We start from the raw sequence: 13,843 nt of genomic DNA, 5'->3' as shown, positions 1-13,843 counted from the left end.
TCCCCCAACAGGTCGCGGGAAACCTCTGCGACCTGTCACGCCTTTGTTGCATTTCCAGCGCATTCTCAGGTGGAAGACCCGGAAAAATCCAAAAATCTTCGCATGTTATACAATGGTTAACTTGACCGAACGCATGATCATGTCATGATCTCTGTCCGTTATGGGAGATGGGTAATGCTGGAATTTTTGCCAAAAGAGGTGCGTGAGGGGCTGGATGCCGCCCGCAAACGTGACCTGAAAAAGAAGTCCCGCCTGCGTGTGCGCGTGGATGACGAAGTGTTTCCGGTCCTAAAGTTCTGGGACACCGGATTTTCGCTGGACAATGAACGCGCGCCGCATCTGCGTGGGTTGGTGGATCTTTATGATGGCAGCCGGCACCTGTACCAATGCCTGATCATCGCCTCGGAAGAGGAAGACGGGCGCATGAAGTATGAGTTTAAGCGTAAAGCCGAAGCCCATGATCAGGCCCCACTGGATTTCGCCCGCGAAGAAACCGCGCCCGTTGGGCTGATCGCCAAAGGGGCGTAATCTCGTTTCTTGTGGTTTTCCACGGCCCAGGCGTGGCCGTGGGTGGGTCCGCTATGGGCGGATTTCAACTTCTGTTCCATCTGGGGTGATGGCCCACAGCTCTTCGATGTCCATGTCTGAAACGGCGATGCAGCCTGCTGTCCAGTCATAAGGGAGGGTCACCAGCCGCCCCGCGCCGTTGGGCTGCCCGTGAATAAAGATATCTCCTCCGGGGCTGACACCTGCGGCCTCTGCCCGGGCAATGTCCTCAAGCTGAGGATAATCAATCCCCAAAGACAAATGATAAGCGCTTTTGGGATTGCGATGGGTGATCTTGAAAACCCCTTCGGGCGTTTTGCCATCCCCTTCGTGCTGCTTGTCACCATCAGGGGCAAAACCAAGGGCGATTTGATAGGTTTTCACCTCTTCGCCGTCCCGAAATACCGTAAGGGTGCGCGCGGATTTCTCTATCACGATACGGTCAATTTGCTCGGTCACCGGCTCCATTATCGGGGGAGGTGCGGGGGGATTAAACCGATCCCAAACCAGCACGCCAACCAATGCGATAATGGCCAGCAAAGTCAGGCGAGAAAAGAGGCGGGACAGGAGCTGCATGTGATCAATTACGCAAGGCTGGATTGATGATGCAACTGATCCCCGCCGGACCGGATGGGCCAAGCGGGAACCTGCTTAAATCGAAAGGCCGTGCGCAAAGGATACAATGCGAACGGGGAACGCTTACACGTTATTGAAGGTCGGCGAATGCACGTTGCATACGCGCCACTGCATCTTCAACACGCGCGCCTTGGGTGGCCAGATTAAAGCGCTGAAATCCCTCGCCGCCCGTGCCAAAGGCTGGGCCGGGGCTGACGGCGATTTTCGCAGTGTCACGGATCCGGGCGATCACGTCATCGTGGTCCATTCCGGTGCCGGTGAAATCAACCCACGCAAGATAAGTGGATTGCAGCGGCATGGATTTCAAACCGGGAATGGCGTTGATGCCCGCATCAAATATGGCGCGGTTTTTGACGAGATGCAGCAATTGCGCATCGACCCATTCCGCACCGTCAGGCGAGTAGGCCGCGGTGATCATATCCACACCCAATGAGGCCGGGCCATAGTCCAGCGTCGAGAGGCGTTTGCGCATCGCGGCGCGCAGATCTGGATCCGCGATGATCATATTTCCGGTGCGCATGCCCGCGATATTGAACGTCTTTGACGCGGCGGTCAGGGTGACCAGACGCTTTTCAGCTTCAGGGGCGGCAACGGCGGTGGGCACATGGGTGTGCTCTGCATAGACAAGGTCGTGATGGATCTCGTCAGACACAAGCATAAGGTCGTTGCGCTCGGCAAATTCCGCAACCGCGCGCAGCTCTTCCGGGGTCCAAACGCGACCCGAGGGGTTTTGCGGTGAGCAAAACAGGATCATCTTCTCATCGCCGGTCAGACGCGATTGGGCGTCGTCCAGATCAAGCACATAATTGTCACCGTCGCGCGCGAGCGGGCATTCCACGACTTTCCGACCGGTCTTTTTCACCTTCAGGGCAAATTCATGATACACGGGCGTAAAGATCAGGATGCCGTCGCCCGGGTTGCTCCAGATATCAAGACAGAGGGCAATGGCGTTGCCCAGTCCTTGGCTGGTCAGCACCCACTCCGGGTCCACATCCCAGTTGTGGCGCGTTTTCATCCACCAGCTGACGGCATTCAGATACTCTGGATGTTCCCAAGAATAGCCAAACACCCCAAGATCAGCGGCGCGGCGCACGGCGTCCTGCACACAGGGCGCGGTGGCAAAATCGCTGTCGGCGGTCCACATCGACAGGCCGTCCTCTTGTGGCACCCCAAAAAGCTGCTCCATCTTGTCCCATTTCGAAGAATGGGTGCCGCGGCGCTCGATCATCTTGTCAAAAGTCATGTTGTCTCCTTGTTGGCGGCAGGTTAGCCGCTTGAATGTGGGGTGCAAGGGGCGAGTGGGTGCGCCTGCTTTTGGGTGATCATCTCATGGGGTTGCAAAAAAAGGAACGATCTTGCTAAGCCGTGTGAAAAATTGGGATATATGTTTATTTATTTCCGAGTATCCCTGAAAATTTCACATGGGCTTTGGCCCCGCACTGCGATGCTGGGAAATTTGTGCGGTGCTTTTGCGGGTTGTGACGGCGCCGTGCGTCTGGCGCCAATGCTGATATTCAATGTCGCGGCCAAATCACTGGACCATTGCAGGATCGGCCGCAGTGTCCTAAATCCCCTTTATGAGCATTCGAAATATTCTGATCCACCCCGACCCGCGCCTGAAAAAGCAGGCAGACGCCGTGCCCGACCTGTCGGACGAGCTGCGACAGCTGGCCGATGACATGTTGGAAACCATGTATGACGCGCCGGGCATTGGTCTGGCCGCGCCCCAGATTGGCATCAACAAGCGGCTGATCGTGATGGATTGTGTGCGCGAAGAGGAAGACACGCCAAACCCGATGGTGATGTTCAATCCTGAAATCATCGGCGCCTCGGATGATCTGAACACCTACAGCGAAGGCTGCCTGTCGATCCCCGAACAATACGGCGATGTGACCCGCCCGAAAGAGGTGGCCGTGCGGTGGCTTGATGTGAATGGCAACCTGCAAGAGGCCGAGTTTGACGGGCTGTGGGCAACTTGCGTTCAGCATGAAATTGACCACCTCGAAGGCAAGTTGTTCATTGATTACCTTAAGCCGTTGCGCCGCCAGATGATCACCCGAAAGATGCAAAAGCTGAAACGCGAATTGGCACGGGGGTAAGGCGAGATGGTTTTGAACGCGCACCGCCCCTATGTGATGTGGCCAAACAAAGCGCTGCGCACGGCCGCGGACCCTGTCGCGGAAATCACCGACGACATCCGCGCGATCTGGGATGAAATGATCTTTGCGATGGACAGTATGCCGGGTGTTGGTTTGGCGGGCCCGCAACTGGGGATCATGCTGCGTCTCGCCGTGGTGGATTGCTCGGACGCGCGGGGCCAGGCGGTTCGGATGGCGAACCCGGAAATCCTGCACGCGTCTTCGCAACTGCGCACCCACGAAGAGGCCAGCCCAAACCTGCCCGGTGTGTCCGCCGAGTTTGATCGCCCACGCGCGGTGACGGTGCGGTTTATGAATGAGGCGGGTGAGATGGAAGAGCGTGACTTTGTGCACCTCTGGGCCACCTCGGTTCAGCATCAGATCGACCACCTGAATGGTAAGATGTATTTCGACAATCTGTCCAAGGTAAAGCGCGATATGCTTTTGAAAAAGGCAAGGAAATCAAAGCGATGAAACTTGTGTTCATGGGGTCGCCCGCGTTTTCTGTCCCTGTGCTTGAGGCCTTGGTTGAGGCAGGCCATGACGTTGTCGCGGTCTATTGCCAACCGCCGCGCCCCGCCGGTCGTGGCAAGAAAGATCGCCCCGGCCCCGTGCATGCGCGTGCGCTGGAGCTGGGCCTGACAGTGCGCCACCCTGTGTCTCTGAAGGGCGCCGAAGAGCAAGCAGAGTTTGCGGCGTTTGGGGCTGAGGTTGCGGTGGTTGTCGCCTATGGTTTGATCCTGCCGCAAGCCATTTTGGATGCGCCGACACACGGTTGTTTGAACATTCACGCGTCGCTTTTGCCGCGCTGGCGGGGGGCGGCGCCCATCCACCGGGCGATCATGGCGGGGGATGCGGAAACCGGCATTTGTATCATGCAGATGGAGGCGGGTTTGGACACCGGGCCTGTGCTTTTGCGCGAATCCACCGCAATTGGTGCCGAAGAAACCACACTTGCCTTGCACGACCGACTTGCCCCAATGGGTGCGCGGATGATTGTGGAGGCTCTTGCGAAGCTGCCCGATTTGACGCCAGACGCGCAGACCGACGACGGTGTGATTTATGCTGAGAAAATCCTGAAAGACGAGGCCAGGATTGATTGGTCCCGCCCTGCTGTGGATGTCGACCGTCACATCCGCGGCCTGTCGCCGTTTCCCGGAGCGAAATGTCAAATCGGCGAAGAGCAGGTGAAACTGTTGGCCAGCCGCGTGACGGACGGGCAGGGGCGCCCCGGCCAAGTGTTGCACGCATTGCCTGAAACCGGGTTGATTATTGCTTGTGGCTCGGGGGCGATCGAAGTCATGTCCGCACAGCGCCCCGGCAAACGGGCCATGGCGGCGTCGGACTTGTTGCGCGGTTTTGAGTTTCCTGAATACGTGAGTTGAGCAGCTTGACAGGTGCCAAACCTGTGGCACTCTTTTCTAGTTTTCTAGTTTTCTAGTTTTCTAGTTTTCTAGTTTTCTAGTTTTCTAGTTTTCTAGTTTTCTAGTTTTCTAGTTTTCTAGTTTTCTAGTTTTCTAGTTTTTGCACTCAGCCGTTGGAAATTCACACGCGCGTCCCCATATCCTACCCATGAGCGTTTTATTCCTGATCATCATCGGCATCGCCGCCGGTTTCATTGCCACGCGCCTGATGGGTGTCGAGGCCAGTATTCCAGCAACCATTGCAATTGGCGTGCTCGGTGCGCTTGCCGGCGGGCTATTACTGCGCGGGCTTTTGGCGCTTTTGGGTATGGCTGCCGGATTTGTGGGCGCTATTTTGGGCGCGCTTGCGGTGTTGTGGCTCTACAAGACTTACGTCGAGAAATAGTCGTAAGGCGGCTCAATTTAAGACTTCGTTAACCTTGATGAAGCAATGCTTTCTGCATGTGCTCTCTGGCCCCTCTTCGCGCTGCTTTGACGGTGATCTTGACCCTCTTATGGGCAATGCCCGCGTTTTCTGGCGCTTGGCCGCGTGGGGACGGCGATGTTTTTCTATCATTTCACACCAGCCAGGAGACCGACAGGTTCGATACATACCCGCTGGTGTCCCTTTACGCGGAATACGGTCTGACGGCGGCGTGGACCATTGGGGGAAAAGCCGAATACGACACGCAAAACCTCGTGTTTTCGCAAGGCGAGGTCTTTGCCCGCTGGCATTTTCCATCAAACAACAGCCCATACGCAAAAGCACTTAGCCTGACGGTGTCAGGTCTGGAAGGTGAGGATTTGCATCTGGTTCCCGCGTTTCACATGGGCCGTGGATTTGAAACGAAGCTTGGGGGCGGGTGGTTTGATGCCAAGCTGAACGCTGACATTTCGATAACCGACGGGGCCGCCGGATACGGCCTGTTTGCACAGGTTGGATTAAAACCCACCGATCGGTTGATGACCATGCTGTCCATTGATGTGTTCACTGATGACAGCGAGACCTTTGCCAAGATCATGCCCGCCGTCGCATGGCAATTGCGCAAGGGGCATCATGTGCATTTGGAATGGACGCAAACGGTCACCCCCACCCAAAACAGCAAAGTCTCATTGGGGTATTGGCTGGAGTTTTGATCACTCTTTAAATGGCGCCATACCCGCGCGCGCCAGCTCGTCCGCGCGTTCGTTTTCCGGGTGGCCTGCGTGCCCTTTGACCCATTCCCACGTCACTTGATGACGGGCTTGCGCTGCGTCCAGCCTTTGCCAAAGCTCGACGTTTTTCACCGGCTTTTTGGCGGCGGTTTTCCAGCCGTTTTTCTTCCAACCAAAAATCCAGCTGGTCACGCCATTTTTCACATAGGTGCTGTCGGTGATCACGGTGATGGCACAGGGTTTTCCAAGGGTTTCCAGCGACATAATCGCGGCCATCAGCTCCATTTGATTGTTGGTGGTCACGGCCTGCCCACCCTTCAATTCGCGCGTTTTGATGACCTTGCCGCCCTCTTTGGCCTGCAACAAAGCCCCCCATCCACCGGGGCCGGGATTGCCCGAACAAGCCCCATCGGTATAAGCAAAAAACTCAGCCATCTGTGGCTCCTTCAGCGTGCAGCACAATCCAATCCGAGATCTGACCATCAAGCCCGGTCCCTGCACCGATGATGCGGTCGAAGGGGGCGAAACCGGCGCGGGTCAACAGATCGGTCAGTTCATCTTCTTGATAATACGTATAAAAGCGGCCCAAGCGGTCGCGGGCCTCTCCTTTACCCAGCTTCAACCCAATGTGAAAGACCCCATCGGGTTTTAGGGCAAGGCGCAGGCGAGAGAGGATCTCGGGCATCTCAGCGCGGGGCAGATGCAGCAGGCTGAAGTTGGCCCAGATCCCGTCGTACAGCCCGTCGCCCGTGATCTCATGGAACAGCGCCTGTCGGGCGGTCACACCGCGGGCCGCAGCGCGGGCAACCATCTCGGCAGAACCATCCGTGGCATCGACGGAAAAACCCTGTTCCATCAGCTCAACTGCGCTTGAGCCTGGACCGCAGCCGAGATCGAGAATGTGACCGCCGGGGGGCAGCCTGGTGACAAACTCGGTCAGTCCCGGCGTGGGCTTTTGCGCGACACGTTTTTCGTACTCCGCAACTTGGGCATCATAGACCGCAAGGGTTTTGGGGTCTGCGCTCATGCCGGTTCGCGCAACACGCGGGGGACCTTGAATTCGATGTTTTCCTGTGCGGTTTCAACCAGGTCCAGTGTCACCTCGTATCGGTCGCGAAAGGCGTTGATCACTTCATCGACCAAGACTTGCGGCGCCGAGGCGCCAGCGGTCAGGCCCACCGCGGACACCCCTTCGATGGCACGCCAGTCAATTTCCGTCGCACGCTGCACCAACATGGAATAGTCACAGCCGTTGGCGCGGGCCACTTCCACCAAACGGCGCGAGTTTGAGCTGTTTGGCGCCCCAATCACCAGCAACGCCTGCACCTTTGGCGCCACGGCTTTCACGGCCTCTTGGCGATTGGTGGTGGCATAACAAATATCTTCTTTGTGGGGTCCGACAATCTTGGGGAACCGTGCGTTTAAGGCCGCGACAATCCCGGCGGTGTCATCCACAGACAGGGTGGTTTGGGTGATATACGCAAGGCGGTCGGGATTGCGTGGGGAAAGGCTGGCCACATCCTCGGCGGTTTCAACCAGCAGCACTTCACCGTCGGGCAATTGCCCCATGGTGCCGATGGTTTCGGGATGGCCCGCGTGGCCAATCATCACCATTTGCAAGCCGTCGGCAAAATGGCGTTCGGCTTCGATGTGTACCTTTGAAACCAGTGGGCAGGTGGCGTCGACATAGACCATTTCGCGGCGCGATGCCTCGGCCGGGACGGCTTTGGCGACCCCGTGGGCGGAAAAGATCACCGGGCGATCATCCGGGCAATCTTCCAGTTCTTCGACAAACACCGCCCCTTTGTCGCGCAACCCGTCGACCACAAACTTGTTGTGCACAATCTCATGGCGCACATAAATCGGCGCGCCCCATTTCTCGATTGCCATTTCAACGATCTTGATCGCGCGGTCTACACCGGCGCAAAAGCCGTTGGGTGCTGCGAGAAAGAGGGTGAGGGGGGGCTTGGTCATGTTGGAATTGGTCATGGCGCGTTCCGATGTTGGTGCGGCGTTAGGCGTTCGGTGCCGTTTTGCCGCAAAACACGCGCGCAGGAAAGGGGCAAGACGCGGTGGCCCAGATCTTGGCAAGGATTGTGCAAGAAAAAACCGGAGCGCGAGGCCCCGGTTTTTTCAGTTTCTTAGCGTAGATCTACTCGTCTGCGGTGTGCTCTTCGCGGTCAAATTCCCGCGGAGGGCGCCCGATGACGTCTTTCAGTTCTTCCAGTTCGATGAAATTATCGGCCTGACGACGAAGTTCGTCTGAGATCATGGGCGGTTGGCTGCGGATGGTCGAAACCACCGAAACCCGAACACCTTTGCGCTGCATCGCGGCCACAAGCGGTCTGAAATCCCCATCCCCTGAGAACAGAACCGCGTGGTCGATATGTGGCGTCAATTCGAGCGCGTCGACCGCCAGCTCGATGTCCATATTGCCTTTGACTTTACGCCGACCCATTGAATCGGTGTATTCCTTGGCGGGTTTGGTCACCATGGAAAAGCCATTATAGTGGAGCCAGTCCACCAGCGGGCGAATGGGCGAGTACTCGTCATTTTCCAATAGCGCGGTGTAGTAAAATGCGCGAAGCAATTTGCCCCGGCGCATAAACTCCTGACGAAGAAGTTTATAGTCGATGTCAAACCCCAGTGACTTCGCAGCTGCGTACAGGTTTGATCCATCGATGAACAGCGCCAGCCGTTCGTCTCGATAAAACATTTATGGTCCTTTCCAAATAAACTTCGACAACAAATCCGTGAGTGCTAATGAGTGTATCGGTTACCGAAGCATGACGTGCAATTTAGGGTATGAATCAGATGTCGCAAGGAGCACTTTTGGACAAGTATAGCATAAAAACGCTGATTGCGCTTGGGAGTAATGCAAACAGGGACTTGGGGCACTCTCTTGAGTTGGTGAAGGCTGCCACTTTGCAACTAGAAGGCGAGCGATTGCGAATCACTGCAACCAGTCAATTTTACCAGACTCCGTGCTTTCCCGCGGGGGCGGGGCCGGACTTTGTGAACGCTGCCATATCGGTCGAAACGTCCATGTCAGCCAAGGCGTTGATGGCCCTGTTTCACGAGGTGGAAGCCCAGTTTGGTCGCGAACGCCCCTCGCGTTGGGCGCCGCGCACGCTGGACATTGATTTGATTGCTTATGGGCAGGACGTGGTCCCGGATCGACACGAGGTGCAGCGATGGATTGACCTGCCGCTTGAGGTGCAAAAGACCGTTGCGCCAGATGAACTGCTCTTGCCGCATCCGCGCCTGCAAGACCGTGCTTTTGTACTGATTCCCTTGATGGATATCGCGCCGGGTTGGACACACCCGTTGATCGGTCAAACCGTGAAAGAAATGCTGGATGCCTTGCCAGACAGTGAAAAAACCGGCGTGCGGCCCCTTTGAATGCCGCAATGCCGCGACTTTCGGCTTGTAAAGCCCTGGGCGGGGTCTTAAATAGGCCTTTCGCATCCCCTTGCAAGGAATGGAGCTGAACATGGCACGCGTTACTGTTGAAGATTGCGTTGACAAAGTCCCGAACCGGTTTGAACTGGTCATGCTGGCATCGCATCGTGCCCGCGAAATTTCCGCTGGTGACGCGATCACCGTGGACCGTGACAACGACAAAAACCCTGTTGTGTCCCTGCGCGAAATCGCAGAGGAGACCCAAACCGCTGACGAGCTGCGCGAGCGCATGATCGAGAGCCACCAAACTCAGATTGAGGTTGATGAGCCCGAAGAAGATCAGATGGCTTTGCTGATGGGTGCGGAAGCAGCGGATAAACCTGCTGACGATGACATGTCAGAAGAAAAGCTGTTGCGCGCATTGATGGAAGCGCAAGGCCAGGGCTAAGCGACAAACTCGGGAGAGGTTGCGAGTGACGAACTGGCAAGAAGAGCTGACGCATCTCGATATTGATGAGCTCATTGAGCGGATCGCGACCTATAACCCGAAGTCGAATTCAAAATTGATCCGGGCGGCGTTTGAATACGGCGCCCGTATGCATTTCGGACAGTATCGCCACTCTGGCGATCCTTATTTTACCCACCCTTTCGAAGTGGCCGAGGTTTTGGCCAATATGCAGCTGGATGATGCCACCATCATCACGGCGTTATTGCATGACACGATTGAGGACACCGGATCGACCTATACCGAAGTATCTGACTTGTTTGGCCGCGAAGTCGCCGAGCTTGTGGATGGGGTCACCAAGCTGACCAACCTGCAACTGTCGAGCTCGGAAACCAAACAGGCCGAAAACTTCCGCAAGCTGTTTATGGCGATGTCAAAAGACATGCGGGTGATCTTGGTTAAACTGGCCGACCGTCTGCATAATATGCGCACGATCCGCGCGATGCGGCCAGATAAGCAGGTGCAGAAATCCCGCGAAACCATGGACATCTATGCGCCGCTTGCCGGCCGGATGGGCATGCAATGGATGCGTGAAGAGCTTGAGGATATGGCGTTTCACGTTCTCAACCCCGACGCGCGTGGTTCCATCATGCGTCGGTTCCTGCGGCTGCAAAAAGAAAGCGGCGATGTGATCGAAAAGATCACCGGCGACATTCGTCATGAATTGGCCGAAGCCAACATCACCGCCGAAGCCTTTGGGCGCGCCAAAAAACCCTATTCGATCTGGCGCAAAATGCAGGAAAAGGATCAAAGCTTTTCCCGCCTGTCAGACACCTATGGCTTTCGCGTGATCACCAAGAATGAGGCCGATTGTTATCGGGTGCTTGGTGTGATCCACCAACGCTGGCGCGCTGTGCCGGGACGGTTCAAAGATTACATCAGCCAGCCGAAATCCAACGGCTACCGCTCAATCCACACCACGGTCTCGGGGCGGGATGGAAAGCGGGTCGAGGTGCAGATCCGCACCCGCCAGATGCACGAAGTGGCCGAAGCAGGCGTGGCCGCGCATTGGTCGTATCGCGACGGTGTGCGCGTCGAAAACCCCTTTGCTGTCGATCCGGGCAAATGGATCGCGGCGCTGACCGAGCGGTTTGAAGCGGCGGATGATCACAGCGAATTCCTCGAGCATGTGAAGCTTGAGATGTATTCGGATCAGGTGTTCTGTTTCACCCCCAAAGGCGAGGTCGTTAAGCTGCCGCGCGGGGCAACGCCGCTTGATTTTGCCTATGCCATTCACACCCGGATCGGAGATCGCTGTGTCGGGGCCAAGGTTGATGGCATTCGCGTGCCACTTTGGACCCGATTGAAAAACGGCCAGTCGGTTGTGATCATGACCGCCGAAGGGCAGGCCCCGCAGGCCACCTGGATCGACATCGTGGTGACGGGCCGGGCGAAAGCGGCGATCCGAAAATCCTTGCGATCCGAAGATCGGGATCGCTTTGTGCGGTTGGGCCGTGAATTGGCACGGGTTGCGTTTGAAAACGTCGGCCGGAAAGCAACGGACAAGGCGCTGATGACCGCGGCCAAACAGCTGCGTCTTGAGGATGAGCTGGAGTTGCTGGCCCGTCTTGGCTCTGCCGAACTTCAGGGGCGTGATGTGATCAATGTCCTCTACCCCGAAGCCAGCATATCTGAAGATGTGATTGACGGGGCCGCCGCCGTGGTTGGACTTGCCCCCGAACAAGCGTTTAATCGGGCGAGCTGTTGCCAGCCGGTGCCCGGTGAACGCATCGTTGGCATTGCCCATCGTGGCAAAGGTGTGGTGGTTCACGCGATTGACTGTGATGCGCTCATCGCGCTGGAAGATGACAGTTCGCGTTGGGTTGATCTTCATTGGCATGCGGGCAACCATCCGGCCATTCACACGGTCAGCCTGAAAGTGACCATTTCCAACGACGCCGGTGTCCTGGGACGAATTTGCACATTGATTGGCGAGCAAAAGGCCAATATCTCGGACCTGAGATTTCTGGATCGCAAGTCTGACTTTTACAGTGTTTTGGTGGATGTCGATTTACGAGATCTTGAACATCTTCATGCCGTTATGTTGGTGCTTGAGGCCGATAGCGATGTGGCGTCGATTCGCCGCTATAGGGATCTCGACCGTAAACCGTAATTTGATGTTCCGCCCGACCCACCAGCCTGAAAGGGGCCTGCCTTGTTCAAGAGAAACCCCCGGTCTTATCTGCGGATTATGGCGGAGTTTTTCTATCCGCGTGGCGGGTGGTATCGTGCGGCACGCTATGTGATCCACCGTTTGCGGCGCCTGCCGGACCCCGCGCATCGGATCTCGCGTGGGATTGCCGCAGGTATTTTCACCAGCTTTACCCCTTTCTTTGGTCTCCACTTTCTGACGGCGGCGGTGCTGGCAATGGGCTTGCGCGGTAATATCCTCGCGGCCCTTCTTGCGACGTTTGTGGGCAACCCGTTGACCTTTCCGATAATTGCTGAGGGGTCGATCACCTTGGGGAACTTCCTGTTGGATCAACATTCCAGCATCCATCTTCCCGCGGTCTTTCAGGCCTTTGGTGGGGCAACCAAGGATCTGGGTGCCAATTTTCTGGCTATCTTTACCGATGACGTGGCGGATTGGTCGCGTGTGGATCGCTTTTACCACCGCGTATTTCTGCCCTATACCGTCGGGGGCTTTTTCCCCGGAGTCGTGGCCGGATTTATCGGCTATTTCCTATCGAACCCCCTTATCTATGCCTATCAACGCCGGCGCGTCAAAAAGCTGAAAGCCCGTTATGAGAAACGCTTGGCCAAGCGGATATCTGAGGCTGGCGGCGGCGATAAAATCGGGTAACACTGGGCGCGAATCCAAAGGGGGGAGCGCGAGATGCCCGAAACTGCTGACATTTTACGGCTTGGCGTCAATATTGACCACGTTGCAACCGTGCGAAATGCACGCGGATCGGCCTATCCTGATCCTGTGCGGGCGGCGTTAATGGCCGAAGAGGCGGGGGCTGACGGCATCACCGCACATCTACGCGAAGATCGTCGCCACATCAAAGACGATGATATTTCTGGCCTGATGGATGCGCTGAGCATCCCGTTAAACTTTGAAATGGCCGCAACGGATGAGATGCAGGCGATTGCCCTGAAACACCAACCCCATGCGGTGTGTTTGGTGCCAGAAAAGCGCGAAGAACTGACCACCGAAGGCGGGCTGGAAGTGGCCGCTCAGGACGATCGTTTGGGGGAATATATCGCCCCGTTGCGCGACGCCGGGTGCCGCGTCTCGCTCTTTATCGGCGCAGATGAGGCCCAAATCCGCGCGGCGGCCCGGATTGGCGCCCCCGTGGTGGAACTGCACACTGGCGCCTATTGCGATTACCATTCAGAGGGTCGGTTTGAGGCGCGCGATGCAGAACTTGCCCGCCTGCGCGAGGGGGCAAAGCTCGCCCAGTCCCTTGGACTTGAGGTGCATATGGGCCACGGGTTGACCTATGAAACGGTTGCGCCAATTGCGGCCATGTCCGAGGTGAAAGAGCTGAACATCGGGCATTTTCTGATTGGTGAGGCCATTTTTCGCGGGCTTCCAGAGGCGATGGCCGAAATGCGCCGCCTGATGGACGAGGCGCGCGGCTGATGATCCAAGATGCGCCATTGGTCAATTTGAAACGCTACACGCTGGTCTATATGGGAACGATTCTGGGCTTGGTCGTGCTGTCTTTTGTGCTGTCATTGCTGGCCGGAATTTCGCTTCCGGCGGGGCTGTCGACCATTTTGCCTGCGATGGCCGGGGCGATGAACGAGGGGCAGAAACGTGCAACCGCAGGCCGCCCCCCATTTGAGAAATCCGAAGCCTGGGCGGCGGCGCGGTCGCTGACGAAAGTGGTCATTTTGGTGAACGCCCTGATCATGGTCTTGGCGATGATCGTTCCAAGCGTGCGGGCCGTGTTTTACAGCGTTCCGGTTATGGCGGCCTTGATATTTATGGTGCTGATCGGGATCACCTTCCTGACCAATAGATTTTTCTTAACCTACGGCTTCAAAAATCAGAAAATCGCGCTGGATCGCAAAGCGTCGCGGAAGTGAACACCGCTATTTCAAGCAAA

General features: G+C 56.7%; 18 protein-coding genes. 12 read left to right on the top strand and 6 right to left on the bottom strand.

What is annotated here, in order from left to right; translation table 11 throughout:
* The first annotated feature begins 174 nt into the window (after positions 1 to 174).
* Positions 175 to 528: a hypothetical protein gene (locus KKW20_RS09845; protein ID WP_214567713.1), complete on the top strand. Its 354-nt coding sequence runs from the start codon at positions 175 to 177 to the stop codon at positions 526 to 528.
* Positions 529 to 579: 51 nt separating this feature from the next.
* Here the strand turns inward: KKW20_RS09845 and KKW20_RS09840 are convergent, their stop codons facing one another.
* Both KKW20_RS09840 and KKW20_RS09835 read right to left on the bottom strand, forming a co-directional pair.
* The gene (locus KKW20_RS09840) at positions 580 to 1,122 is read right to left on the bottom strand and encodes a L,D-transpeptidase family protein (RefSeq protein WP_214567712.1); all 543 of its coding nucleotides are present in this window, start codon (positions 1,120 to 1,122) and stop codon (positions 580 to 582) included.
* Positions 1,123 to 1,252: 130 nt separating this feature from the next.
* On the bottom strand, positions 1,253 to 2,425 hold the full coding sequence (locus KKW20_RS09835; RefSeq protein ID WP_214567711.1) for a MalY/PatB family protein: 1,173 nt from the start codon (positions 2,423 to 2,425) through the stop codon (positions 1,253 to 1,255).
* Positions 2,426 to 2,759: 334 nt separating this feature from the next.
* Between KKW20_RS09835 and def (KKW20_RS09830) the strand changes: the two genes are divergently transcribed.
* The 5 genes from def (KKW20_RS09830) to KKW20_RS09810 all read left to right on the top strand — a co-directional run bounded on the left by def (KKW20_RS09830) (position 2,760) and on the right by KKW20_RS09810 (position 5,860).
* Positions 2,760 to 3,281, top strand: coding sequence for a peptide deformylase (gene def / locus KKW20_RS09830; RefSeq protein ID WP_214567710.1), 522 nt, complete (start codon positions 2,760 to 2,762; stop codon positions 3,279 to 3,281).
* Positions 3,282 to 3,287: 6 nt separating this feature from the next.
* On the top strand, positions 3,288 to 3,794 hold the full coding sequence (def, locus tag KKW20_RS09825; RefSeq protein ID WP_214567709.1) for a peptide deformylase: 507 nt from the start codon (positions 3,288 to 3,290) through the stop codon (positions 3,792 to 3,794).
* Positions 3,791 to 4,705 carry a methionyl-tRNA formyltransferase gene (gene fmt, locus KKW20_RS09820; protein ID WP_214567708.1) on the top strand — a complete coding sequence of 305 codons (915 nt, stop codon included), beginning with the start codon at positions 3,791 to 3,793 and terminating at the stop codon, positions 4,703 to 4,705. The genes def (KKW20_RS09825) and fmt overlap by 4 nt, the downstream gene beginning before the upstream one ends.
* A 187-nt stretch (positions 4,706 to 4,892) precedes the next feature.
* A complete protein-coding gene (locus KKW20_RS09815) occupies positions 4,893 to 5,129 on the top strand; it encodes a GlsB/YeaQ/YmgE family stress response membrane protein (RefSeq protein WP_214567707.1) in 237 nt (78 codons plus the stop codon).
* A gap of 116 nt (positions 5,130 to 5,245) precedes the next feature.
* Positions 5,246 to 5,860: a hypothetical protein gene (locus tag KKW20_RS09810; RefSeq protein ID WP_214567706.1), complete on the top strand. Its 615-nt coding sequence runs from the start codon at positions 5,246 to 5,248 to the stop codon at positions 5,858 to 5,860.
* On the opposite strand, the gene rnhA is transcribed toward KKW20_RS09810, so the two are convergent.
* From rnhA to KKW20_RS09790, 4 genes are all read right to left on the bottom strand, one after another.
* Entirely contained in the window at positions 5,861 to 6,313 is a 453-nt protein-coding gene (gene rnhA, locus KKW20_RS09805; RefSeq protein ID WP_214567705.1) for a ribonuclease HI, read from the bottom strand.
* Positions 6,306 to 6,905, bottom strand: coding sequence for a class I SAM-dependent DNA methyltransferase (locus tag KKW20_RS09800; protein ID WP_214567704.1), 600 nt, complete (start codon positions 6,903 to 6,905; stop codon positions 6,306 to 6,308). Before KKW20_RS09800 ends, rnhA begins: the two co-directional genes overlap by 8 nt.
* The gene (gene ispH / locus KKW20_RS09795; protein ID WP_214567952.1) at positions 6,902 to 7,852 is read right to left on the bottom strand and encodes a 4-hydroxy-3-methylbut-2-enyl diphosphate reductase; all 951 of its coding nucleotides are present in this window, start codon (positions 7,850 to 7,852) and stop codon (positions 6,902 to 6,904) included. The genes KKW20_RS09800 and ispH overlap by 4 nt, the downstream gene beginning before the upstream one ends.
* 178 nt (positions 7,853 to 8,030) lie before the next feature.
* Complete coding sequence (locus KKW20_RS09790; protein WP_214567703.1) at positions 8,031 to 8,594, bottom strand: LabA-like NYN domain-containing protein; 564 nt, start codon at positions 8,592 to 8,594, stop codon at positions 8,031 to 8,033.
* A gap of 89 nt (positions 8,595 to 8,683) precedes the next feature.
* Here KKW20_RS09790 and folK point away from each other — a divergent pair, with 89 nt between their 5' ends.
* The 6 genes from folK to KKW20_RS09760 all read left to right on the top strand — a co-directional run bounded on the left by folK (position 8,684) and on the right by KKW20_RS09760 (position 13,823).
* A complete protein-coding gene (gene folK / locus KKW20_RS09785; protein ID WP_343207573.1) occupies positions 8,684 to 9,280 on the top strand; it encodes a 2-amino-4-hydroxy-6-hydroxymethyldihydropteridine diphosphokinase in 597 nt (198 codons plus the stop codon).
* A gap of 91 nt (positions 9,281 to 9,371) precedes the next feature.
* Entirely contained in the window at positions 9,372 to 9,728 is a 357-nt protein-coding gene (rpoZ, locus tag KKW20_RS09780; protein WP_214567701.1) for a DNA-directed RNA polymerase subunit omega, read from the top strand.
* A 61-nt stretch (positions 9,729 to 9,789) separates the two neighbouring features.
* The gene (locus KKW20_RS09775; protein ID WP_425514268.1) at positions 9,790 to 11,898 is read left to right on the top strand and encodes a RelA/SpoT family protein; all 2,109 of its coding nucleotides are present in this window, start codon (positions 9,790 to 9,792) and stop codon (positions 11,896 to 11,898) included.
* A 42-nt stretch (positions 11,899 to 11,940) separates the two neighbouring features.
* Positions 11,941 to 12,588, top strand: a complete 648-nt coding sequence (locus KKW20_RS09770; RefSeq protein ID WP_246534542.1) for a DUF2062 domain-containing protein — start codon at positions 11,941 to 11,943, stop codon at positions 12,586 to 12,588.
* A 33-nt stretch (positions 12,589 to 12,621) separates the two neighbouring features.
* Positions 12,622 to 13,374, top strand: coding sequence for a pyridoxine 5'-phosphate synthase (locus tag KKW20_RS09765; RefSeq protein WP_214567700.1), 753 nt, complete (start codon positions 12,622 to 12,624; stop codon positions 13,372 to 13,374).
* Positions 13,374 to 13,823, top strand: coding sequence for an ABZJ_00895 family protein (locus tag KKW20_RS09760; protein WP_214567699.1), 450 nt, complete (start codon positions 13,374 to 13,376; stop codon positions 13,821 to 13,823). The genes KKW20_RS09765 and KKW20_RS09760 overlap by 1 nt, the downstream gene beginning before the upstream one ends.
* Positions 13,824 to 13,843: the final 20 nt, after the last annotated feature.

It is taken from the genome of Aliiroseovarius lamellibrachiae (genome assembly GCF_018599245.1).
GTDB classification, from domain to species: domain Bacteria; phylum Pseudomonadota; class Alphaproteobacteria; order Rhodobacterales; family Rhodobacteraceae; genus Aliiroseovarius; species Aliiroseovarius lamellibrachiae.
Note: the sequence above shows the minus strand (reverse complement) of the source record. Positions and strands in the feature narration are given on the sequence as shown.

What these genes read in the sequence shown, in the direction of transcription:
- KKW20_RS09845 (WP_214567713.1), top strand. Translation starts at nt 175, where the DNA reads ATGCTGGAATTTTTGCCAAAAGAGGTGCGTGAGGGGCTGGATGCCGCC.
- KKW20_RS09840 (WP_214567712.1), bottom strand. Translation starts at nt 1,122, where the DNA reads ATGCAGCTCCTGTCCCGCCTCTTTTCTCGCCTGACTTTGCTGGCCATT.
- KKW20_RS09835 (WP_214567711.1), bottom strand. Translation starts at nt 2,425, where the DNA reads ATGACTTTTGACAAGATGATCGAGCGCCGCGGCACCCATTCTTCGAAA.
- def (WP_214567710.1), top strand. Translation starts at nt 2,760, where the DNA reads ATGAGCATTCGAAATATTCTGATCCACCCCGACCCGCGCCTGAAAAAG.
- def (WP_214567709.1), top strand. Translation starts at nt 3,288, where the DNA reads ATGGTTTTGAACGCGCACCGCCCCTATGTGATGTGGCCAAACAAAGCG.
- fmt (WP_214567708.1), top strand. Translation starts at nt 3,791, where the DNA reads ATGAAACTTGTGTTCATGGGGTCGCCCGCGTTTTCTGTCCCTGTGCTT.
- KKW20_RS09815 (WP_214567707.1), top strand. Translation starts at nt 4,893, where the DNA reads ATGAGCGTTTTATTCCTGATCATCATCGGCATCGCCGCCGGTTTCATT.
- KKW20_RS09810 (WP_214567706.1), top strand. Translation starts at nt 5,246, where the DNA reads ATGCCCGCGTTTTCTGGCGCTTGGCCGCGTGGGGACGGCGATGTTTTT.
- rnhA (WP_214567705.1), bottom strand. Translation starts at nt 6,313, where the DNA reads ATGGCTGAGTTTTTTGCTTATACCGATGGGGCTTGTTCGGGCAATCCC.
- KKW20_RS09800 (WP_214567704.1), bottom strand. Translation starts at nt 6,905, where the DNA reads ATGAGCGCAGACCCCAAAACCCTTGCGGTCTATGATGCCCAAGTTGCG.
- ispH (WP_214567952.1), bottom strand. Translation starts at nt 7,852, where the DNA reads ATGACCAAGCCCCCCCTCACCCTCTTTCTCGCAGCACCCAACGGCTTT.
- KKW20_RS09790 (WP_214567703.1), bottom strand. Translation starts at nt 8,594, where the DNA reads ATGTTTTATCGAGACGAACGGCTGGCGCTGTTCATCGATGGATCAAAC.
- folK (WP_343207573.1), top strand. Translation starts at nt 8,684, where the DNA reads ATGAATCAGATGTCGCAAGGAGCACTTTTGGACAAGTATAGCATAAAA.
- rpoZ (WP_214567701.1), top strand. Translation starts at nt 9,372, where the DNA reads ATGGCACGCGTTACTGTTGAAGATTGCGTTGACAAAGTCCCGAACCGG.
- KKW20_RS09765 (WP_214567700.1), top strand. Translation starts at nt 12,622, where the DNA reads ATGCCCGAAACTGCTGACATTTTACGGCTTGGCGTCAATATTGACCAC.
- KKW20_RS09760 (WP_214567699.1), top strand. Translation starts at nt 13,374, where the DNA reads ATGATCCAAGATGCGCCATTGGTCAATTTGAAACGCTACACGCTGGTC.